At 30.4% G+C, this 22,374-nt stretch carries 24 protein-coding genes; 19 read left to right on the top strand and 5 right to left on the bottom strand.

Translation table 11 applies throughout. The annotated features are described in order from the left end of the window. Nucleotides 1-2 precede the first annotated feature (2 nt). The 17 genes from rpsE (at nt 3) to CHB67_RS05840 (ending at nt 12,470) form a co-directional block, all read left to right on the top strand. The gene (gene rpsE, locus CHB67_RS05920) at nt 3-527 is read left to right on the top strand and encodes a 30S ribosomal protein S5 (RefSeq protein WP_089380841.1); all 525 of its coding nucleotides are present in this window, start codon (nt 3-5) and stop codon (nt 525-527) included. Between the two features lie 11 nt (nt 528-538). Then, the gene (gene rpmD / locus CHB67_RS05915) at nt 539-721 is read left to right on the top strand and encodes a 50S ribosomal protein L30 (RefSeq protein ID WP_089380840.1); all 183 of its coding nucleotides are present in this window, start codon (nt 539-541) and stop codon (nt 719-721) included. Nucleotides 722-734: 13 nt separating this feature from the next. Further along, on the top strand, nt 735-1,187 hold the full coding sequence (gene rplO, locus CHB67_RS05910) for a 50S ribosomal protein L15 (RefSeq protein ID WP_089380839.1): 453 nt from the start codon (nt 735-737) through the stop codon (nt 1,185-1,187). 10 nt (nt 1,188-1,197) lie between these two features. Continuing rightward, nucleotides 1,198-2,535 carry a preprotein translocase subunit SecY gene (secY, locus tag CHB67_RS05905; RefSeq protein WP_089380838.1) on the top strand — a complete coding sequence of 446 codons (1,338 nt, stop codon included), beginning with the start codon at nt 1,198-1,200 and terminating at the stop codon, nt 2,533-2,535. After that, entirely contained in the window at nt 2,535-2,750 is a 216-nt protein-coding gene (gene infA, locus CHB67_RS05900) for a translation initiation factor IF-1 (protein WP_068206835.1), read from the top strand. Before secY ends, infA begins: the two co-directional genes overlap by 1 nt. An 11-nt stretch (nt 2,751-2,761) precedes the next feature. Beyond that, nucleotides 2,762-2,878, top strand: coding sequence for a type B 50S ribosomal protein L36 (gene ykgO / locus CHB67_RS05895; protein WP_081932050.1), 117 nt, complete (start codon nt 2,762-2,764; stop codon nt 2,876-2,878). 2 nt (nt 2,879-2,880) lie between these two features. Further along, the gene (rpsM, locus tag CHB67_RS05890; RefSeq protein ID WP_089380837.1) at nt 2,881-3,255 is read left to right on the top strand and encodes a 30S ribosomal protein S13; all 375 of its coding nucleotides are present in this window, start codon (nt 2,881-2,883) and stop codon (nt 3,253-3,255) included. A gap of 108 nt (nt 3,256-3,363) precedes the next feature. Continuing rightward, nucleotides 3,364-3,747: a 30S ribosomal protein S11 gene (gene rpsK, locus CHB67_RS05885; protein ID WP_089380836.1), complete on the top strand. Its 384-nt coding sequence runs from the start codon at nt 3,364-3,366 to the stop codon at nt 3,745-3,747. An 82-nt stretch (nt 3,748-3,829) separates the two neighbouring features. After that, nucleotides 3,830-4,435, top strand: a complete 606-nt coding sequence (gene rpsD / locus CHB67_RS05880; protein ID WP_089380835.1) for a 30S ribosomal protein S4 — start codon at nt 3,830-3,832, stop codon at nt 4,433-4,435. A gap of 22 nt (nt 4,436-4,457) precedes the next feature. Next, nucleotides 4,458-5,450 (top strand): DNA-directed RNA polymerase subunit alpha, encoded by a 993-nt coding sequence (locus CHB67_RS05875; protein WP_089380834.1) that lies wholly within the window; start codon nt 4,458-4,460, stop codon nt 5,448-5,450. Nucleotides 5,451-5,488: 38 nt separating this feature from the next. Continuing rightward, nucleotides 5,489-5,956: a 50S ribosomal protein L17 gene (gene rplQ / locus CHB67_RS05870; protein WP_089380833.1), complete on the top strand. Its 468-nt coding sequence runs from the start codon at nt 5,489-5,491 to the stop codon at nt 5,954-5,956. Between the two features lie 113 nt (nt 5,957-6,069). Beyond that, nucleotides 6,070-7,176 carry a glutamine-hydrolyzing carbamoyl-phosphate synthase small subunit gene (gene carA / locus CHB67_RS05865; RefSeq protein WP_089380832.1) on the top strand — a complete coding sequence of 369 codons (1,107 nt, stop codon included), beginning with the start codon at nt 6,070-6,072 and terminating at the stop codon, nt 7,174-7,176. Nucleotides 7,177-7,327: 151 nt separating this feature from the next. Beyond that, nucleotides 7,328-8,614, top strand: a complete 1,287-nt coding sequence (gene eno / locus CHB67_RS05860) for a phosphopyruvate hydratase (RefSeq protein WP_089380831.1) — start codon at nt 7,328-7,330, stop codon at nt 8,612-8,614. A gap of 177 nt (nt 8,615-8,791) precedes the next feature. Continuing rightward, complete coding sequence (locus CHB67_RS05855) at nt 8,792-10,078, top strand: citrate synthase (protein WP_089380830.1); 1,287 nt, start codon at nt 8,792-8,794, stop codon at nt 10,076-10,078. A gap of 86 nt (nt 10,079-10,164) precedes the next feature. After that, nucleotides 10,165-11,079 carry a dimethylarginine dimethylaminohydrolase family protein gene (locus tag CHB67_RS05850; RefSeq protein ID WP_089380829.1) on the top strand — a complete coding sequence of 305 codons (915 nt, stop codon included), beginning with the start codon at nt 10,165-10,167 and terminating at the stop codon, nt 11,077-11,079. Between the two features lie 3 nt (nt 11,080-11,082). After that, nucleotides 11,083-12,021 carry a citrulline utilization hydrolase CtlX gene (gene ctlX, locus CHB67_RS05845; RefSeq protein WP_089380828.1) on the top strand — a complete coding sequence of 313 codons (939 nt, stop codon included), beginning with the start codon at nt 11,083-11,085 and terminating at the stop codon, nt 12,019-12,021. Nucleotides 12,022-12,050: 29 nt separating this feature from the next. Next, nucleotides 12,051-12,470 carry an RrF2 family transcriptional regulator gene (locus tag CHB67_RS05840; protein ID WP_089380827.1) on the top strand — a complete coding sequence of 140 codons (420 nt, stop codon included), beginning with the start codon at nt 12,051-12,053 and terminating at the stop codon, nt 12,468-12,470. A gap of 54 nt (nt 12,471-12,524) precedes the next feature. Here the strand turns inward: CHB67_RS05840 and CHB67_RS05835 are convergent, their stop codons facing one another. From CHB67_RS05835 to CHB67_RS05815, 5 genes are all read right to left on the bottom strand, one after another. Further along, on the bottom strand, nt 12,525-14,321 hold the full coding sequence (locus CHB67_RS05835) for a hypothetical protein (RefSeq protein ID WP_089380826.1): 1,797 nt from the start codon (nt 14,319-14,321) through the stop codon (nt 12,525-12,527). Nucleotides 14,322-14,480: 159 nt separating this feature from the next. Next, nucleotides 14,481-15,215, bottom strand: coding sequence for a head GIN domain-containing protein (locus tag CHB67_RS05830; RefSeq protein ID WP_089380825.1), 735 nt, complete (start codon nt 15,213-15,215; stop codon nt 14,481-14,483). 93 nt (nt 15,216-15,308) lie between these two features. Beyond that, nucleotides 15,309-17,069, bottom strand: coding sequence for a PspC domain-containing protein (locus CHB67_RS05825; protein WP_089380824.1), 1,761 nt, complete (start codon nt 17,067-17,069; stop codon nt 15,309-15,311). Next, nucleotides 17,066-17,407 carry a PadR family transcriptional regulator gene (locus tag CHB67_RS05820; RefSeq protein WP_089380823.1) on the bottom strand — a complete coding sequence of 114 codons (342 nt, stop codon included), beginning with the start codon at nt 17,405-17,407 and terminating at the stop codon, nt 17,066-17,068. Before CHB67_RS05820 ends, CHB67_RS05825 begins: the two co-directional genes overlap by 4 nt. Before the next feature lie 31 nt (nt 17,408-17,438). Further along, on the bottom strand, nt 17,439-17,810 hold the full coding sequence (locus CHB67_RS05815; RefSeq protein ID WP_089380822.1) for a DUF4870 domain-containing protein: 372 nt from the start codon (nt 17,808-17,810) through the stop codon (nt 17,439-17,441). A 241-nt stretch (nt 17,811-18,051) separates the two neighbouring features. Here CHB67_RS05815 and CHB67_RS05810 point away from each other — a divergent pair, with 241 nt between their 5' ends. Continuing rightward, the gene (locus CHB67_RS05810; protein ID WP_089380821.1) at nt 18,052-21,129 is read left to right on the top strand and encodes a PAS domain S-box protein; all 3,078 of its coding nucleotides are present in this window, start codon (nt 18,052-18,054) and stop codon (nt 21,127-21,129) included. A gap of 4 nt (nt 21,130-21,133) precedes the next feature. Further along, nucleotides 21,134-22,237, top strand: a complete 1,104-nt coding sequence (locus CHB67_RS05805; protein WP_089380820.1) for a hybrid sensor histidine kinase/response regulator — start codon at nt 21,134-21,136, stop codon at nt 22,235-22,237. The last annotated feature ends 137 nt before the right edge of the window (nt 22,238-22,374 follow it).

The following is a 22,374-nucleotide window of genomic DNA, read 5'->3' as shown; positions in this document are numbered from 1 at the left end:
TTATGTATCATAAATACAAAAACGTAGAAAGAGTAAAACCTAGCGGTTTAGAACTTCAAGATCACTTAGTAGGTGTACAAAGAGTTACTAAAGTAACAAAAGGGGGTAGAGCATTTGGATTTTCAGCTATTGTTGTAGTAGGAGATGGAAATGGTGTAGTTGGACACGGATTAGGTAAATCTAAAGATGTTGCTTCAGCAATTGCTAAAGCAATTGAAGACGCAAAGAAAAACTTAGTAAGAATTCCTATTATTAAACAAACTTTACCTCACGAACAAAAAGGTAAATTTGGTGGAGCAAAAGTGTTTTTAAAGCCAGCTTCACACGGTACAGGAGTTATTGCGGGTGGTGCAGTACGTGCGGTACTTGATTCAGTAGGAGTACATGATGTACTTTCAAAATCTCAAGGATCTTCAAACCCACACAACGTTGTAAAAGCTACTTTTGATGCTTTATTACAATTGCGTAGTGCTAGTATGATTGCTAAAGAAAGAGGAATTTCTTTAGAAAAAGTATTTAAAGGATAAAACAAGGAGCGATGGCAAAAATAAAAGTAACACAAGTAAAAAGTCAAATTAGACGTCCTCAGAACCAAAAAAGAACTTTGGAAGCTCTAGGTTTACGTAAGTTGAATCAAGTGGTTGAACATGAGGCTACTCCGTCTATCCTTGGAATGGTAAATACAGTTAAACACTTAATTTCTGTAGAAGAAGTTAAATAACATTTTATATAAGATGACATTAAATAACTTAAAACCTGCTGCAGGATCGGTTAAAACGCAAGGAAAGCGTATAGGTAGAGGTCAAGGATCTGGAAAAGGTGGAACCGCTACAAGAGGACATAAAGGAGCTAAATCTCGTTCTGGATATTCAAGAAAAGTTGGATTTGAAGGAGGTCAAATGCCTTTACAAAGACGTGTACCTAAATTTGGTTTTACTAATATCAACCGTAAAGAATATGTTGGTGTAAACTTACATAAATTACAAGAATTAGTTGACAATAACAAAATTACTGATACAGTAACATTTGATGTTTTAGTTGAAAATCGTTTAGCTCGTAAAAATGACCTAGTAAAAATATTAGGAAATGGTGAGTTAAAAGCAAAATTGAATGTAACTGTTCACAAATATACGGCAACTGCAAAAGCTGCAATTGAAAATGCTGGAGGTACAGCTGAAACGTTATAATTTATTATAGATGAAAAACTTCATACAAACCATTAAAGACATTTGGACAATAGAAGAACTTAGAAATAAGATTTTATTGACACTTGGTTTTATGGCTATTTATCGCTTTGCTGCTCAAGTTCCACTTCCAGGTATTGATATTACTGTAGCACAGGCTGCTTTAAAAAATCAAACTAGCGGAGGAGGAATTTTAAGTATTTTAGATATGTTTACTGGAGGTGCATTTGCTCAAGCTTCAATTGTAGCTTTGGGTATTATGCCGTACATTTCTGCATCTATTGTGGTGCAGTTGATGGGGATTGCAGTTCCATATCTACAAAAATTACAAAAAGACGGTGAAAGCGGTAGAAAAAAGATAAACCAAATTACACGTTGGTTAACAATTGCAATTACAATGGTTCAAGGACCAGCATATATTACTAATATTTACCAATTAATTCCTTCATCAGCCTTCTACATTAGTGGAACTATGTTTTGGATTACTTCTATGGTAATTTTAACTGCAGGCACAATCTTTGCGATGTGGCTAGGTGAAAAAATTACAGATAAAGGTATAGGGAATGGTATTTCATTATTAATTATGATTGGAATTATTGCTCGTTTTCCAGCTTCATTTATTCAAGAAGTAGTATCTAAGGTAACTGCATCTAATGGAGGAATGATAATGATTCTGTTAGAAGTAATTCTATGGTTTATTGTAATCTTAGTTTGTGTATATCTTGTAACTGCGGTTCGTAGAATTCCAGTTCAGTATGCAAGAAAAACAGTTGCTGGTACAATAAAAAATGTTGCTTCAGGAGCTAGAGATTATATTCCTTTAAAATTAAATTCATCGGGTGTAATGCCAATTATATTTGCTCAGGCTATTATGTTTGCGCCAGCTTTATTAGCTAGTTCAGATAATAATACTATAAAAGCAATAGGAATTGAGTTTACAAATATGTTTGGAGTATGGTATAATTTACTATTTGCGTTTTTAATAATTATTTTTAGTTATTTTTACACCGCAATTACAATACCTACTAACAAGATGGCTGATGATTTAAAAAGAAGTGGTGGTTTTATTCCTGGTATTAGACCTGGAAAAGATACAGGTGATTTATTAGATAGAATTTTATCATTAATTACTTTCCCAGGATCTTTATTTTTGGCATTAGTTGCAATTTTACCAGCTATTGTTGTTAAGTTTGGATTAACACAATCTTGGGCATTATTTTACGGGGGTACATCGTTGTTAATTATGGTTGGTGTTGCAATAGATACTATACAGCAAATTAACTCGCACTTATTAAATCGTCATTACGACGGTTTAATGAAAAAAGGAACTAAAAGAAAATCAGTAGCATAATGGCAAAACAACCAGCAATACAACAAGACGGAACTATTACAGAAGCGTTGTCTAATGCAATGTTTCGTGTAGAGTTGGAGAACGGACATATAGTAACAGCTCATATTTCAGGTAAAATGCGTATGCATTATATTAAATTATTACCTGGTGATAAAGTGAAACTTGAAATGAGTCCATATGATTTAACAAAAGCAAGAATTACTTATAGATATTAAAGTATAAACGGATGAAAGTTAGAACATCAGTAAAAAAGAGAAGTGCCGAGTGCAAGATTGTGCGCAGAAAAGGCAGATTATATGTAATCAATAAAAAGAATCCTAGATTTAAACAAAGACAAGGATAATTATGGCAAGAATAGCAGGTATTGATATTCCTAAAAATAAAAGAGGTGTTATTGCATTAACATATATTTTTGGAATTGGAAAAAGCAGAGCTAAAGAAATTTTAGCTGCGGCAAAAGTTGACGAAAGTACAAAAGTTCAAGATTGGACTGATGATGAAATTCACTCAATTCGTGAACAAGTTGGTGAATTGACAATAGAAGGTGAATTACGTTCAGAAATTCAATTAAGCATCAAACGTTTAATGGATATTGGATGTTACCGTGGAATTCGTCACAGATCAGGATTACCTTTAAGAGGTCAAAGAACAAAAAACAATTCTAGAACTAGAAAAGGTAAGCGTAAGACTGTAGCAAATAAGAAAAAAGCAACTAAATAATAAAAATAGGCGTTAGTCACCTAGTAATTAGAAGTTAGATGAATCTGTTCGAAATAGAAATGTTTAGGATTCTAACAACTAAAAACTAACAACTAAAAACTAAAGAATATGGCGAAAGCAAGTACTAAAAAACGTAAAGTTATTGTTGAGGCAGTTGGTGAAGCACACATTACAGCTTCATTCAACAACATTATTATATCACTAACTAATAAAAAAGGTGATGTAATTTCTTGGTCATCAGCGGGTAAAATGGGATTTAGAGGTTCTAAAAAGAACACTCCTTATGCTGCTCAATTAGCTGCAGAAGATTGTGCACGAGTTGCACATGAAGCAGGTATGAGAAAAGTAAAAGTATATGTAAAAGGACCAGGTAATGGAAGAGAATCTGCAATCAGATCAATTCACAATTTAGGAATTGAGGTTTCAGAAATTATTGACGTTACACCTATGCCGCATAACGGTTGTAGACCTCCAAAAAGAAGAAGAGTATAATTAATTAAATTTTAACCGATAGGAATTTGATTATCGAAGGATTAAGCCTTAATTCATAATCCCTATTATATAATAAAAAGAAATGGCAAGATATACAGGACCAAAAACTAAAATTGCTCGTAAATTTGGCGAAGCAATTTTTGGAGAAGATAAATCTTTTGAAAAAAGAAATTATCCTCCAGGACAACACGGAAACAATAGACGTAGAGGAAAAAAATCTGAATACGCTATCCAATTAGCTGAAAAGCAAAAAGCAAAATATACTTACGGTATTTTAGAGAGACAATTTTCAAATTTATTTAAAACTGCATCTGCTTCAACAGGAGTTACAGGTGAAATTTTATTACAACTTTGTGAATCTCGTTTAGATAATGTTGTATACAGATTAGGAATTGCACCATCTCGTAGTGCTGCTCGTCAATTAGTATCTCACCGTCATATAACTGTAAATGGTGAATTAGTAAACATACCTTCTTATTCTTTAAATGCTGGAGATGTTGTTGCTGTAAGAGAAAAGTCAAAATCATTAGTTACTATCGAAGCTTCATTAGCGAATAGAAATGAAGTTTACGAATGGCTTACTTGGAATGCAGATACCAAACAAGGTAATTTTGTAAGTGTTCCTGAAAGACTACAAATTCCTGAAAATATTAAGGAACAATTAATCGTAGAGTTATACTCTAAATAATTTTAAAGATACCAATTTAATTATGGCAATTTTAAATTTTCAAAAACCCGATAAAGTGATAATGATTGATTCTACTGACTTTGAAGGTAGATTCGAATTTAGACCGTTAGAACCAGGATTTGGTTTAACAATTGGTAATGCTTTAAGAAGAGTATTATTATCTTCACTAGAAGGGTTTGCAATAACATCGCTTCGTATTGAAGGTATTGACCACGAATTTTCTACTGTAAAAGGTGTTGTTGAAGATGTAACTGAAATCATTTTAAATTTAAAGCAAGTACGTTTTAAAAAGCAAATTGAAGATTCAGATAGAGAAACTGTAAATATTTCTATTTCTAATCAAGAACAATTAACTGCTGGAGATTTACAAAAATATATTTCAGGATTTCAAGTGTTAAATCACGACCTAGTAATTTGTAATATGGAAAAATCTGTAACATTAGATTTTGAAATTACAATTGAAAAAGGTAGAGGATTTGTACCTGCTGAGGAAAATAAAAAATCTGGAGTTGCTTTAGGAACAATTTTTACCGACTCAATTTTTACACCTATTAAGAATGTAAAATATGCTGTTGAAAATTTCCGTGTAGAACAAAAAACTGATTATGAAAAATTAGTATTTGATATTACTACTGACGGATCAATTGCTCCAAAAGATGCATTAACTGAAGCTGCAAAAATCTTAATTCACCACTTTATGTTGTTCTCTGATGAGCGTATTACATTAGAAGCTGATGAGATTGCACAAACTGAAACATATGATGAAGAATCTTTACATATGAGACAGTTGCTTAAAACAAAACTAGTGGATATGGATTTATCTGTAAGAGCACTAAACTGTTTAAAAGCTGCAGAAGTTGATACTTTAGGAGACTTAGTATCGTTCAATAAAAACGACTTGATGAAGTTCCGTAATTTTGGTAAAAAATCTTTAACTGAATTAGATGAATTAGTTCACAATAAAGGTTTAAACTTTGGTATGGATTTAAGTAAATATAAATTAGACAAAGATTAATTAAAGGATACTTTAGTTAAGATAAGATATAAAGACAGATGAGACACGGAAAGAAATTTAATCATTTAGGAAGACAAACTGCGCACAGAAAAGCAATGTTTGCTAATATGGCTTGTTCATTAATTGAGCACAAGCGTATTAATACAACGGTTGCTAAAGCGAAAGCTTTACGTCAATTTGTTGAGCCTCTAATTACAAAATCTAAAGACGATACAACACACAATCGTAGAGTTGTTTTTAGTTATTTAAGAAATAAATACGCGGTTACAGAATTATTTAAAGAAGTTTCTGTAAAAGTTGCTGATAGACCAGGTGGATATGTTCGTATTATTAAATTAGGAAACCGTCAAGGAGATAATGCTCCTATGGCTATGGTTGAACTAGTTGATTACAATACTACTTACAACCCTAATGGTGCTAAGAAAAAGAAAACAACCCGTAGAGGTAAAGCAAAAAAAGTGGAGACACCAGTTGTTGAAACAGAAGAGTCAACAGAAGAAAAATAAGATTAGAATTAATGATAATTCGTTAATAACATTAAAGGATAAACTATTTTTAGTTTATCCTTTTTTTTATATTTGAAAACTAAAAAAAATAAGAACAAGTTATAAGTTTATTTATGAAATATTCAAAACGTAAAAAAGCGATTTTACTTTTAGCAGACGGAACAATTTTTGAAGGAAAATCTATTGGGACCGATGGAACAGCATTTGGAGAGATTTGTTACAATACAGGTATGACAGGTTATCAGGAAGTTTTTACTGATCCTTCTTATTTTGGGCAATTAATGTTAACTACCAATGCACACATTGGAAATTACGGAATCAATAATGATGAAATGGAATCTGATTCCATTAAAATTTCAGGATTGGTTTGTAAAAATTTCAGTTTTAATTATTCAAGAGAAAACGCGCAGGATTCATTAGAAAATTTCTTTGAAAAGGAAAATTTGTTAGCAATTTCAGATATTGATACAAGAGCTGTTGTTAGTTATATTAGAGATAAAGGAGCTATGAATGCTGTGATATCTACAAATACAGATATTGAAGCTTTAAAAGAAGAATTAAAATCCATTCCTGAAATGAACGGGTTAGAGTTAGCTTCAAAAGTATCTACTAAAGAGCCTTACTTTTTTGGAGAAGAAGATGCCCCTATTAAAATTTCAGCACTGGATATAGGAATTAAGAAGAATATTTTAAGAAACTTAGCTAAAAGAGGTTGTTACATAAAAGTATTCCCTTACAACTCAAGTTTTGAAGAATTAGAAGCTTTCAATCCTGATGGTTACTTTTTATCAAACGGACCTGGAGACCCAAATCCATTAAAAGAAGCACAAGAAGTAGCTAATGAAATAATAAAACGGGATTTACCGTTATTTGGTATTTGTTTAGGACATCAGGTAATTGCATTAGCTAACGGAATTTCAACCTTCAAAATGCATAATGGACATAGAGGAATTAATCATCCTGTAAAAAATATGTTGACAGGGAAAGGAGAAGTAACTTCACAAAATCATGGTTTTGTGGTCAATAAAGAAGATGTTGAGAAGCACCCTGATTTTGAAATTACACATATACATTTAAATGACGATACATTGGCTGGTATGCAAATGAAAAATAAAAACTGTTTTTCAGTACAATATCATCCTGAGGCTAGTCCAGGACCACATGATTCATCTTATTTGTTTGATCAGTTTATAGCGAACATTCAAAAAGTAAAAAAATAAATTTAAAAGCCACTAACTAAGTAAGTTAATGGCTTTTTTTTTAGATAATAAAACCGAAAACGTTATCGTATAAAAGATGAAATTTCTGAGATGATTTTACCTTTTTATTCGTAACTTTGACTGAGAATAATAATTTAAAAACAATAAGAAAATGAGTATGATTTTAAGTGTTCATGCACGTCAAATATTTGATTCAAGAGGAAACCCAACTGTAGAAGTTGATGTAGTAACTGAAAACGGAATTTTAGGAAGAGCAGCTGTACCATCAGGAGCTTCAACTGGAGAACACGAAGCTGTTGAGTTACGTGATGGTGGAAGTGATTATATGGGGAAAGGTGTTTTAACTGCTGTTAAAAATGTAAATGAAATTATTGCTGAAGAGATTGTAGGTTATTCAGTTTTTGAACAAAATTTGATTGATCAAACTATGATCGAATTAGATGGTACTGCAAATAAATCTAAATTAGGAGCAAATGCTATTTTAGGTGTTTCATTAGCAGTTGCAAAAGCAGCGGCAAATGAATTAGAATTACCATTATACCGTTATGTTGGTGGAGTAAGTGGAAACACTTTACCTGTTCCAATGATGAACATTATTAATGGAGGTTCTCACTCTGATGCTCCTATTGCTTTTCAAGAATTTATGGTTATGCCAATTATGGCAAAAAACTTTACTGAAGCTATTAAAATGGGTTCTGAAATTTTCCATAACTTAAAAGCATTAATTCACGCACGTGGTTTAAGTACTGCAGTTGGTGATGAAGGTGGATTTGCTCCAACTTTTGATGGTACTGAAGATGCTATTGAAACTGTATTAAAAGCAATTGAAAATGCAGGTTACAAACCAGGTGAAGAAGTGAAATTAGCTTTAGATTGTGCAGCAGCAGAATTTTTTGTTGATGGAAAATACGATTACACAAAATTTGAAGGAGATAAAGGTGTAATAAGAACTTCAGAAGAACAAGCTGAATATTTAGCTGAATTATCTGCTAAATATCCAATTATTTCTATTGAAGATGGTATGGATGAAAACGATTGGGAAGGATGGAAATCTTTAACTGAAAAAATTGGAGATAAAGTTCAATTAGTAGGTGATGATTTATTTGTAACCAATGTTGAGCGTTTATCAAGAGGTATCGAAAACAAGATTGCAAATTCAATTTTAATTAAAGTAAACCAAATTGGAACTTTAACTGAAACTATTGCCGCTGTAAATATGGCACACAATGCGGGGTATACTTCTGTTATGTCTCACCGTTCAGGTGAAACAGAAGATAACACAATTGCTGATTTAGCTGTTGCGTTAAATTGTGGTCAAATTAAGACAGGTTCTGCTTCTCGTTCTGATAGAATGGCGAAATATAACCAGTTATTAAGAATTGAAGAAGAGTTAGGAAGCGTAGCTTATTATCCTCAAGCTAAGGCATTCAAAATTTAATGCTATAATTCATACTGAATATATAAAAAGCCGAGATTTTATCTCGGCTTTTTTGCGTTTGTAACAATATATACATATTTACCAAACATTATTTAAAAAACTTTTAAAATAGTTCAAAAATTATTAAATTCGCTTAGAATGAAACACTAAGCTAATAACTAAATTCACTGATAAAATATGTCAAAAACAGCAGTTTTAGAAATTGATGGAAAAAGATATGAATTTCCAATTAAAAAAGGTTCTGAGAATGAACTTTCTATTGATATTAAAACACTTAGATCAGTAACAGGTGGTATTACCACTTTAGATGCTGGTTTTAAAAATACTAGTTCTTGTGAAAGTGCTATTACTTTTTTAGATGGAGAGAAAGGTATTTTAAGATATAGAGGATACACAATTGAGGAACTTGCTGATAAATCAGATTTTATAGAGGTTATATTTTTATTGATTTTTGGTGAATTACCAACTTCTGAGCAAAAGAAAAAATTTCATAAAGACATTCAGAGTAAATCTTTAGTAGATGCCGATGTTAAGAAAATTCTAGATGGATTTCCTAAAACGGCACATCCAATGGGTGTATTATCTGCTTTAACAAGTGCACTTACGGCTTTTAACCCACAAAGTGTAGAAGTAAGTTCTGAATCTGATATGTACAATGCAATCTGTAAAATTCTTGGAAAATTTCCTGTATTGGTTTCTTGGGCATATAGAAAAGAAGAAGGCTTACCATTAGCATATGGAGACAATACTTTAGGGTATGTTGAAAATTTCATGAAAATGATGTTTGAATCTCCTGTTGAAAAATATGTAATGAATCCAGTAATTGTAAATGCTTTAGATAAGTTACTTATTTTACATGCAGATCACGAACAAAATTGTTCTACATCTACAGTTAGAATTGCAGGTTCATCTCACGCTGGTTTATTTGCCTCAATTTCTGCAGGTATTTCTGCACTTTGGGGACGTCTTCATGGAGGAGCTAACCAAGCTGTTATTGAAATGTTAGAAGATATTAAAGCTGATGGTGGTGATTATCAAAAGTATATTGATAAAGCGAAAGATAAAAATGATCCATTCCGTTTAATGGGGTTTGGGCATAGAGTTTATAAAAACTTTGATCCTAGAGCTAATATTATTAAAGTAGCTGCTGAAGAAGTTTTAAATGATTTGGGAATTGATGATCCAGTTTTAGATATTGCTAGGGGATTAGCAGAAGTTGCTTTAAGTGATGAATATTTTAAAGAAAGAAACTTATATCCAAATGTAGATTTCTATTCTGGTATTATTTATAGAGCAATTGGTATTCCAGTGCCTATGTTTACAGTTATGTTTGCTTTAGGACGCTTACCAGGTTGGATTGCTCAATGGAGAGAAATGAGATTAAACAAAGAGCCTATTGGAAGACCAAGACAATTATATATTGGTGCTACAGAAAGAGCTTTTGTTCCTGTAGAAGAAAGATAAGGTTATTATAGTATATTAATATAATAAGAAAACCTCATATTAATTTATGGGGTTTTGCTATTTTTACAAGCTAATATTATATATATATGATAAAATTAAATGTTCAAGATGAAACTTCTCGCTTAAGAGCCGTAGTTTTAGGAACCGCAACAAGTAGTGGACCTATTCCTAAAATAGAGGATGCTTATGATCCAAAATCAATTGAGAATATTAAGGCAGGAACTTATCCCTCCGAAGAGGATATGTATATAGAAATGGAAGCATTTAATAAGGTATTTGAAAAATACAATGTTAAAGTATATAGGCCAAGTATTATTGAGAATTACAATCAAATATTTTCACGAGATATTGCATTTGTGGTTGAAGATAAATTAATTATCTCAAATATACTTCCTGACAGAGAGAAAGAAGTTGAAGCAATTAAATACGTAATAGACCAAGTTGATGCATCAAATGTAATAACTACAACTGATGATGTTCATTTTGAAGGAGGTGATGTTATGTTGTGGAATAACTATATTTTTATTGGTACTTATAAAGGCCATGATTATGCTGATATTATTACAGCCAGAACAAATATGAAAGGTGTAAATTTTATTAAAGATTTGTTTCCAAATAAAATAGTGAAGGAATTTGATTTGGTAAAATCAAACACCAATGCTAAAATAAACGCATTACACTTAGATTGTTGTTTTCAACCAGTGGGAAAAAACAAAGCCATTATTCATAAAGAAGGTTTTAAAAATGAAGAAGATTATCAGTTTTTAGTAAACCTTTTTGGAGTTGAAAATTTATTTCATATTACTGCAGATGAAATGTATCAAATGTTTTCTAATGTTTTTTCTATTTCACCTGAAGTGGTAGTTTCTGAACAAAATTTTACACGATTAAATAATTGGTTAAGGGAACAAGGGTTTATAGTTGAAGAAATTCCGTATGCTGAAATAGGAAAACAAGAAGGTTTATTAAGGTGTTCAACAATGCCACTAGTAAGAGATTAATTTATGAAACAAGTTACCAATACCATATTAATGATTCGACCAGTTTCATTTAGAATGAATGAACAAACAGCTGTGAATAATTATTATCAAAAGGTTTTAGATACTTTAACTCCAGAATCTGTTCAATTTAAAGCTTTACAAGAATTTGATACTTATGTTGATAAACTAAGAAGTTTTGGAGTGAATGTTATTGTAGTAAGCGATACAAAAGAAACAGATACACCAGACTCTATTTTTCCTAATAATTGGATTTCCTTTCACGAAAGCGGGGATGTTGGTTTATACCCTATGTTTGCTGAGAATAGACGCTTAGAAAGGCGAGAAGAAATTTTAGATCGTATAGAAGAAGAAGGGTTTGCTATTGAAAATGTAATTGATTATACTTCGGCAGAATCTGAAGAATTATTTTTAGAGGGTACAGGAAGTTTATTATTAGATAGACAAAATGATAAGGCTTATTGTGCATTATCACCAAGAGCTGATGAAGATTTATTTATTGAGTTTTGTGAAGATTTTGAATATACTCCAATTACGTTTGTAGCGTATCAAACCGTAAATAATGAACGACTTCCAATTTACCACACCAATGTAATGATGTGTTTGGCTGAAACTTTTGCTGTTATTTGTTTAGAGTGTATTGATGATAAAAAGGAACGTAAAAACGTAGTTAAAAATTTGAAAGAAGACGGAAAGGAAATTATTGCTATTTCTGAAAAACAAGTAACCAATTTTGCAGGAAATATGTTACAAGTTTTAGGAGCAAATGATGAGCGATTTCTTGTTATGTCTAACTCAGCTTATGAAAGTTTAACTACACAACAAATTAATGCGATAGAAAAGCATTGTAAAATTATTTCAAGTTCTTTAGATACGATTGAAGCTTGTGGAGGAGGAAGTGCACGTTGTATGATGGCTGAAGTTTTTTTACCAAAAAGAGTATAAAAAATATTCAAAAAGTTGTAAATTTAGGGATGCTTTCAAAAAAAACAAAATACGGCTTAAAAGCCTTAAGTTACTTAGCTAGACAGGAACAGCATACGCCAGTTTTGATTTCTGAAATTTCAGAATCAGAGAATATATCTAAGAAATTTTTAGAAAGTATATTATTAACTTTAAAGAAAAGTGGAATTCTTGCTTCGAAAAAAGGAAAGGGTGGCGGCTATTACTTACTAAAGCAGCCTGAGGATATTAAAATATCATCTATTATTAGAATGTTAGAAGGGCCAATAGCCATGTTGCCTTGCGTTAGTTTAAACTATTATCAAAAATGTGATGACTGTACTAGTGAAGAGCGTTGTAGCTTAAATATTTTAATGGCAGAGGTTAGAGATAGTACACTTAAAATATTAGAAAATAAAACACTTGCAAATTTTCACTGCGGTGATCATTAGTTTAATTTATAGGTATAAAAAAGGTCTTTCAGAAATGAAAGACCTTTTTTAGTTTTAAGCTTTTTCAAAAACAGGAATTTGAATAGTCAAAAAATCGTCTTTCAAACGATTTAAATCATTTAATAAAGATTCCTTATTAAATTCAAATGTAGAAAATAGCTGTTGATAGTATTCAATACCTTCAACCATATTTTTCTGAAAAGTTTTTAAATACTTTTGCTGTTTTAAATTGTAAGCACCTTTAACTTCATGAACTTTATTAGAGAAATAATCAACATACATGTCTAGCTCTTTAATAAACATATGAGGTCTGTTTTTATGAGAAATCACATTTGTTTTCCCGTAAATATGCTGAATCATTTCTTTTAATGATAACTCCTTATCAAAATATGCCATATTAGGTCCAGGACAAATAGCAACACCTTGATCTTCCCCTTTTTTCTCAATATTATAATCGATGAATGCTGCGTTAGCTAAACCTTCACATAAGCAAGTTTTATCAGTAATTAACTCTTTTTGTTTTGCAAATTCTTCAGTTTCTAAATTTTCAGACTTTAATTCTTCTAATTTTTTTGATTGATATTTTTTAGAAGCAGTACAAAGCGGTCTTCCATTTTCATCTAAGCAAAGTGCTAAAAACTTTTTTGGACAAGAACTTCCAGATTTATCAGCAGCAATTCTTACATTTCTAATAATATCATTTGTATTTCCATTTAAACTATTAAATGGAACACCCAACGGCGAAACATTACTAAGGTATAAATCTTTTTCTTTAGCAACACTTAATGTTTTTCTTGTTTGTGAATCAACAGTAGTAGCTTCAGGAACCAATAAAAAAGGTGTTCCCCAACCAACAGAGTCTACATTATATTTTTTAAACAAAAACTCGTGTTCATCTGAAGTACCTACACCACCTTGCACTGTGATATCTAAATTTAGAGGTTCAGTTGGAACTGATTTCCCTTTAGATTCTAACGCACTAGTTAAAATAGTATGAACATCTTTAATTAATGCTTCTTTATGGTTTTTAAATTCCTCTAAAATAGGACCTAATAAATAGCCATCAGATGCAAAGGCATGACCACCACAATTTAATCCAGATTCAATACGATATTCAGAAACCCATAATCCTTTTTTTGCTAAAAATTTACCTTGAATTAACGCTGAACGATAATCGCTCACTTTTAAAATAATTTTCTTTTTCAAGTAATTATTTTCGTTAGGAAAAAAGTCTTCAAAATTTTCAAAATAGCTATATAATCTAGGATTCATTCCTGCTGATAATATAATTGAAGATTCTAAATTACTGTTTGCAAATCCTCTTAAAGCGGCATGTGCGTCATTAAATTCTGTTGGAAGTTGTTCGTTTTTACTATAATTAGCTTTATCTAATTTAGTCATAATATTCACATCAATACTTCCTGCTTTTAGGTTGTTATTGATCCAGTGAATAGCATCTTCTTTAAGATTGTAATTTTCAAACTTCTTTTTAAAATTTTGTTTCAACTCAGAAAAATCAGGTAACATTTCAATGTATTTTTCTAATTCTCCACTTTTATCTTCGTAACTTTTTTTAAGGTTTTCGAATTTTTGTTTTACAATAGTATCAACCGTATTTAAATACGAGGTGATTCTTTTTGCTCTGTAGTCTTCTACTTTAGTTGAAATTTCGTTATATGGAAGCTTAAATTTATTCGAATAATATTCATTCATTTTTTCAATTAAAAAATCATCAACAATTGAAATTACTGATGAAATACCATATTTGGCAACTTTAATTGGACTATCAACAGTGTATGCTAGCCCCATTACTGGTATATGAAATGAATGAGTTTGAGGTTTATTGCTCATAACTTTAATTTAAAATGATTGTTAACTGCAAAAATAAGTAACAGTAATGCAAATTTAGTGATAGTTATCATATTTCATGTAAATTATTATAACATTAACAAAAAAAAACCAGCTTAAATGTATGAAGCTGGTTTTTTTTAAAGGAGTAATTATTTTAAGTTAGTTGCTTGATATACTGCCTCCTGAAGAAGTGTCTTTATCTATATCTTTAGGATTTCCTTCATAATTTATAGAGCCACCACTACTAGCTTTTGCTGTTAGTTGCCCAGATACGTTTATATGCATATTTGCACCGCTACTAGCTTTCACATTTGCATTTGTTGTTTTTAAACCGTTGGCTTTAATATAACTTCCACTGCTTGATTTTGCTGAAAATACAGCTGTTTTTCCTTCAATTTTTAGATTTGCACCACTAGAAGCTTGACTTCTAATTTCTTTTGCATTTACACGAATTTTAATTGAACTTCCACTACTTGCATCTAAATCTAAAATTGTTGCTTGTAGAGTGTTTTCGGATCTTACTTGAGCGCCACTAGAGGTTTTTATTTGTGAAATATCTTTTGCAGTTACATATACATTTCGTGCTTTTGCTCTGTATACGTTTTTTTCAAAATATATTTTCAACTCATTATTTTTCACTTCTGTTATTAGTAAATCAATAATATTATCATCAGCTTCAACGTTAATTTCTGTTGAATTCCCTTGTGTTAAATATACCGTTATACCTTGCGCTACCTTTATTGATTCAAAATTAGAACTAATATTTCTTTCTTCAGAAACAACATTATTGCTTCCTTTTATTCCAGTTAGTCCATCCATCATACACGATGACGTTGTGAAAAGGATGATTAAATAGGTTGTAATTAATACTGTAATTTTTACTAAAGTTTTCATGGTTCAATTGTTTGTTAGTTCAAATGTATATTACAAGTGTGTGCTTTTATAAAAATATTGTTTGAGTTGTTGTTTTTTATGGTTGAATTGTAACTATTGAATAATAATTCCGTTTTCATCAATTTTCACTTTAGCATCACTTTTCCCGTTCTTAGCATTAATTTTAACTTCAACACCATCTTCATCAATTTTCAAATTAAAGTTTTCATGCTTCTTTTTGTAATCATCTCCAAAAATGGCTGCGTCACAGTCTAAACATTGTAACCCGTTTTCAGTCATTTTATAATAATGCTTTGGCATATCTCTATCGTAAATATTTTGAACATTGTCAACATCATCTAAAAAAGTGCGTGTAGATCTGTCTAAATAAACCACTGAATTAATTGGTAAATAAACAGTGATGTCTACTAATTGATCTTTAAATTTATTTTTAAAATCTGATAAAAAGTACCCATTTAGTAATAAATTTTTATCGTTTAAATTGAATTGATATTCAATAGCTTCAGCGTCATTATTTGCGTTTAATCTATTGTTCCCCTGTGACTCTTTTCTAACTTTTACAAAAGCTTCCAATTTTTCAGTAGTTTTAATATCCACATTTAATTTTGTTGAATATAGTTTTTGTTGGTCGTTATCATACACGGTTTCAAAACCCCACTCACGTCTTAATTCTGTTCTGTTTGATAAATTTTCAGCACCAACCATTTTAATTTTCAACGTATCCATACTTGTTATTGGTAGCTCTTGTGTTTCATTATACACACCGTCATAAGCCCTTTGTGTAGCGAAATTAATTCCGGCAAAACCCAAGCCTAATAAAGCGATAATCCAAACACCTAATAAAGATAATTTTGTGGTTGTACTAAAAGAATTTATATTGCTTGATAGTATTTTTAACCCAAGCATAAACAATACTACAAAAGGAATTCCAGCAGCAATAAAAGTAAATAATATAAGTAACCAAGAAGGAATTACAGAGTCAAAAAAGAACGGTGGATAATCTACCCAATCGTGACCGAAATCTAAAATACCAATACTTCCAACAGAAAGTATCCCAAAAATAAGTCCGATTAATGTTAGGGAGGCAATTAATATTAAAATAATGCCAATAAACTTTCCGAAAACTTTAAATATAGTTAAAATTATTTTTGATAAAACATCTATAATTTCATCTAAACCCGACTTACTTTTGCTACTTACGTTTTTTTTAAAGTTTGACCGTTTTACTTTCTCAGTAACATCATTTACACCGTCTTTAACACGTGAAGTCACCTCATTAAATTCTTCTCTAATTTTCTTTTCAATATTACTAATATTTACTGCTTCACCTTTCATTTGTAATTTTTCGGCAGTTGTAGTAGCTTCAGGTATTAAAATCCAAAGTAATATATAAATAGGTATTCCAGAACCAAACCCTGCAACAACTAATACAATCCATAAAATGCGTACCCAAAGCGCATCAATACCAAAATAATGCGCAATTCCAGATGATACACCACCTAAAAATTTGTCTTCACCATCTCTGTATAATTTTTTATTTGAAGTTCTAGTTTTATAATAACCAGTTTCATCTTCAAAAATTTCTTCATCAACTAAATAATCTTCAGGTTTTCCCATGATTTTAGTGATTTCGTCAATGTCGTTTTCATTAACAACCTGGCGCTCGTCTTTAATTCTTTCTGAAAGTAATTCACCAATTCTATGTTCAATATCATTAATAATTTCATCTCTACCTTGTGGATCGTCACTTAAAGAGCGTCTAATGGCATCCAAATAGCGTTTTAGTTTTTGATAAGCTATTTCATCAATATGAAAGAAGATACCTCCTAAGTTTATATTTATTGTTTTGTTCATTTTTCAGATGGTTTAGTGGTAGTTACTAGGTTTACTGCTTCAACCAGTTCACTCCAAGTTGTGGTTAATTCTTTTAAAAATAAGTTGCCTGTTTCAGTTAATAGATAATATTTTCTTGGTGGTCCAGATGTTGATTCTTCCCACCGGTAACTGAGTAGTCCTGCATTTTTTAATCTAGTTAGTAAAGGATAAATAGTGCCTTCAACAACTAATAACTTTGCGTCTTTAAGCTGCGACAAAATTTCAGAAGTATATGCATCACCATGTTGCAATATGGATAGTATGCAAAACTCCAAAACTCCTTTTCGCATTTGTGCTTTTGTGTTTTCTATCTTCATAAGTTGATATTTAATAATTAAAAGTCATGAATTATTTTATAAATTCAATTGTAAAGGGATAATCATAATATTCGCCATTATTGGCTTTCATACTTGCTGAAATAATTAAAACAATTTTTAAAATAATTGCCGGAATTATAGCTATAATAATTGCTATCAAACCTAGGCCTAAGGTTAAAATAGTAATTGGTAAAATAAGAATTGCAAGTAAAAAACCATATAGTATTAAACTAAGTTGAAAATTTATAGCTGCTTTTCCGTGGGCATCAATATAGTTACTTTCATTTTTTTTAGCGGCCCACATAATTAATGGAGCTATAATATTTCCGAAAGGAAAAAACCAACCCGCAAAACCACTTAAATGTGTAATTGAGCTGTAATTTTTATCATTTTGAGTTATCATAATTATAGTTTTACTAATTTCTTATACAAATATATGGATAAAAGAAGGTAGTATGCAACACATAGTACTTGTATTTAACATTTATTTAACATTTAAGCGTAGTGCAATATGTTATAAGACTAAATAATCTTAATTAAATTGTGTATTTACATTATAATTTGTATATTTGGTTTGATTAGTGTAATAAACGGTATGTATATTTAGTTAAACGGTATGCGTGCTAAACCCCAAAACTGCCAACATGAGTACACTTACTAGCCTTAATGAATGTCAAACTAAAGATGATTTAGTAGCTTTAATAAAAAAGCAAGACCGAACAATTTATGCCTTACAGCATAACGATAGAAAATATGAAAACCTTTTTAATAATTCTTTAGACGGAATTTACAGAAGTACTCCCGACGGAAAATTCATCAATGTAAACACTGCTTTAGTTAAAATGTTAGGTTACAATTCAAAAGGAGAATTGTTAAAAATAAACATTAGAAAGGAACTTTATTTTGATGATAACGATAGAAAAGAGGTTGTAAATCATTTTTATGAATCCGAAAAATTTCGACACAGACTTTATAAAAAAGATGGCTCTATTATTTGGGTAGAAAATCATGGTGAAAACATAACCGATACTAATGGAGAACTTTTATACTATGAAGGTATTGTACGTGATGTTACCGAAATTAAAAAAGCAAGTGACATACAAAAGGTACTTTTAAATATTTCTCAGAATGGTTATAAACAAGAAGATTTAAAGAGCTACAATAGGTTTATTATAAGTGAATTAGGTAAGTTGATTGATGTTTCTAATTCATATATTGCTTATTATAACAAGGGCAAAGAAACAATCTCAATACCATTTATTTCAGGAGAAGAAGCTGATGAAGAGTTTCCAGTAACTAAAACATTAACGGGTTATGTAATTAATAGTAGAAAGCCTTTATTAGTTGGCTTAAAAGAATTTAAGGAACTAGAAGCCGCTGGTGAAATAGAATTAGTAGGAATAGCTTGTAAAATATGGTTAGGTGTTCCGTTAATTGTTGAAAATGAAGTTATCGGAGCTATTGTGGTGCAAAGTTATGATAATGAAAATGCATACAATCAACAAGATATTGAATTGCTAGAATTTGTTTCAACTTATATAAGTTCTGCAATCGAAAAAAATAAACAAATACTTGAATTAAAAAAGTTTTCATTAGCAGTTGAGCAAAGTTCAAATACTATTGCTATTACTGATATAAAAGGAAACATTGAATATGTAAATTCTAAGTTTACAGAGTCAACAGGTTATACAAAAGAAGAGGCTTTAGGTGCTAATCCGCGAATTTTGAATTCAGGGAAACAACCAGCAACATATTATGCTGATATGTGGGAAACTATTTCATCTGGAAAAGTATGGAAGGGTGAATTTCAAAATAAATCTAAGAGCGGAAAACTTTATTGGGAACGAGCTGCTATTACTCCAATTAAAAATAAAGAAGGAGTTGTAACAAATTATATGGCAATTAAAGAAGATGTAACTTTACAAAAAGCTACTGAAAAAAAGTTAAGAAAAGTAACAAACGAGGCTACGCTTGCTAAAGAAGTTTTAAGAAAAGTTTTAGATAATATACCAATTAGGATTTTTTGGAAAGATACTGAATCAAAATTTTTAGGTTGTAATAAAGCGTATTTAGCAGAAATGGGATTTGATAGTGAAGATGATGTTATTGGTAAAACAGATTTTGAAATACATCTTAAAAAAGATGCAGAACGATTTAGAGCAAATGAACTTGAAATTATGCAGAGTGCTCAGCCTAGAATAAAATATACAGAGTATATAAATCATCCTGATAAAAAACAAATTGTTTTAACAAGTAAACTGCCTTTTTTTAATAATAACAATGAGGTAATAGGTGTTTTAGGCGCATCAGAAGATATTACAGAGCGTTTAGAAAACGAAAAGAAATTAAAAAAAGCGACGAATGCAGCCATTTCAGCAAATCTTTCAAAGTCTATCTTCTTATCTAATATGAGTCATGAAATTAGGACTCCTTTAAATGCAATTTTAGGATATTCTCAGTTGTTACAAGACGGAGATAATTTAACAAAAGTTCAATACGAAAATTTACAAACAATAAATAGAAGTGGAGAGCATTTATTGGCTTTGATAAATGATATTCTGGATATGTCTAAAATTGAAGCAGGACGAATTACTTTAAAAGAAGCTGATTTTAATTTTGCTGTGATGCTTAAAGAAGTAGAAGGACTTTTTAAGTTTAAAGCGGCACAGAAAAACATAGAATTAAATATAATTCCGAAGAATTATATCCCTGAAAATATTTTTGCTGATGAATCTAAAATAAGGCAAGTAATAATTAATCTTATAGGAAACGCTTTAAAATTTACTTCAAAAGGTTTTGTAAGAATTACGATTGATGTTTTAAAAAATAACTTTATTAATGTTGCAGTAAAAGATAGTGGTGTAGGTATTTTAGAAGAAGAACAGGAAAATGTTTTTAAACCATTTGAACAAGCTCAAAAAGGTGCAAGAGTTAGTGGAGGAACAGGATTAGGATTGGCAATAAGTAAAAAATTTGCGAATCTAATGGAAGGTGATATTACTATTAAAAGTACTTATGGAGAAGGATCTGAGTTTAGTTTTACATTTGGGTTTAAAGAAAGTAAAAAAAGTGAAAATATTGAAGAAACAGAAGATGTAAAGGTTGTTAGTTTAATTCCTGAAATGAAAGGTTTAAAACTAGCGGTTGTTGATGATCGTTTTGAAAACAGAGATATTTTACTTCAAAAATTAAATCCTTTAGGTTTTGATATTAAACAGGCTGAAAATGGACTAGAAGCTGTTGAATTGTATAAAAAATGGAAACCTGATATTATATTAATGGATGTAGTAATGCCAGTGTTAAATGGTATTGAAGCTACAAGACAAATATTGCAAATGAAAGGAGACCATGATGTAAAGATTTTTATAGTAAGCGCCAGTGCTTTGGAGTCTGAACAACAAGAGGTTATGGAAATAGGAGCAACTGTTTTTATAAAAAAGCCAGTAAATTTTGTTGATTTATTAGCTGAAATGGTTGATAAAGGTGGCGTAAAATTTGAGTATGAAATTAAGAAAAAAATTGAAATTCATTATGGTGAAGCTTCTGAAATTTCAGAAGATGAAAAAGAAAAATTTATAAATGCAGCACTAGAAGGCGATTTTTTATTGCTTGAAGAGTTATTGATTGATCTAGAAAATAGTACAAATAAAACATTTAAACATCTAGACGATTGTATTAAAGAAATGGAGTTCGATGAATTAATTAATTGGTTAAAATCTTAATATTATGGCTACAAATGATAACACTATATTGATCGTAGATGATAATTCAAACAATTTAAAAGTTGTTGCTGGAGTATTAAAAGGAGTAGGGTATAACCTTAGAATGGCAAAAAGTGGTAAACAAGCTTTAAGCGTTTTAGATAAAACAATTCCAGATTTAATTTTATTAGACATTCAAATGCCCGAAATGGACGGGTTTGAAACCTGCTTAAAAATTAAAGAGAATGCGTCTTTAGCAACGATACCAATTATATTTTTAACTGCAAATACCGATGCTCAAAGTATTTCTAAAGCTTTTGAAGTTGGTGGAGTAGATTTTGTTACAAAACCATTTAATAGCAATGAGCTTCTGGCTCGTATAGGCACGCATATAAAGTTAAAAACTCAAACTGAGGAGCTTGCTTATCAAAACAAAACAAAGGATAAATTTTTCTCAATTATATCCCACGATTTAAAAAATCCATTGTCTTCTGTTATAGGTTTTTCTGAATTACTTCACGAAGATTTAGATGAATTAGCGCACGATGATATTAAGAAATTTGTCCATTATATATATGAATCTTCCAAGTTTTCTATTGAAATTTTGAACAATCTTCTAGATTGGTCAAGACTGCAAGGTGGTAATTTAAGATCAGAAAAAACAAATTGTAATTTAAGCAGTTTATTAAATAGCAATATTGAAGGTCATATTCCGCAAGCATCAGCAAAAAATATTAAAGTTGCTTATGATATTGATGAAAACTTACCTGTGTGTGCAGATGAAAAAATGATATCTACAGTAATTCGAAATTTAATTTCAAATGCTATTAAATTTACGCCAATAGGTGGCCAAATATTTGTTTCTTCAAAAGAGAAATTTATAAATAATATTAAAGTAATTGAAACTGAAATTAAAGATACCGGAGTTGGAATGTCTTATGATCAAATGAATAAATTATTTAAAATTGAACATAACGTTTGTTCTAAAGGAACTAATAATGAAAGTGGAACAGGTTTAGGATTGGTACTTTGTAAAGAGTTTATTTCACAAAATGATGGTCATATTAGAGTTGAGAGTGAGTTAGCTGTTGGTAGTAGATTTATTTTTGACCTAGCTTGTTCGGCCTAAAAAAAGAATGTTTTTGTTTTAAGTTATAATTAATGTAATTTTTTAAAAAGCTCAAGATTAAATTCAATCCTGAGCTTTTTTATTGTATTTTTTGTAGATGGTTAAACCAAGGTGCTTCGAGTTCATTTAAAAAACCA

The sequence above is a fragment of the Lutibacter agarilyticus genome, assembly GCF_900188235.1.
GTDB lineage: Bacteria > Bacteroidota > Bacteroidia > Flavobacteriales > Flavobacteriaceae > Lutibacter > Lutibacter agarilyticus.
This window is presented reverse-complemented; position numbering and strand designations above follow the sequence as displayed.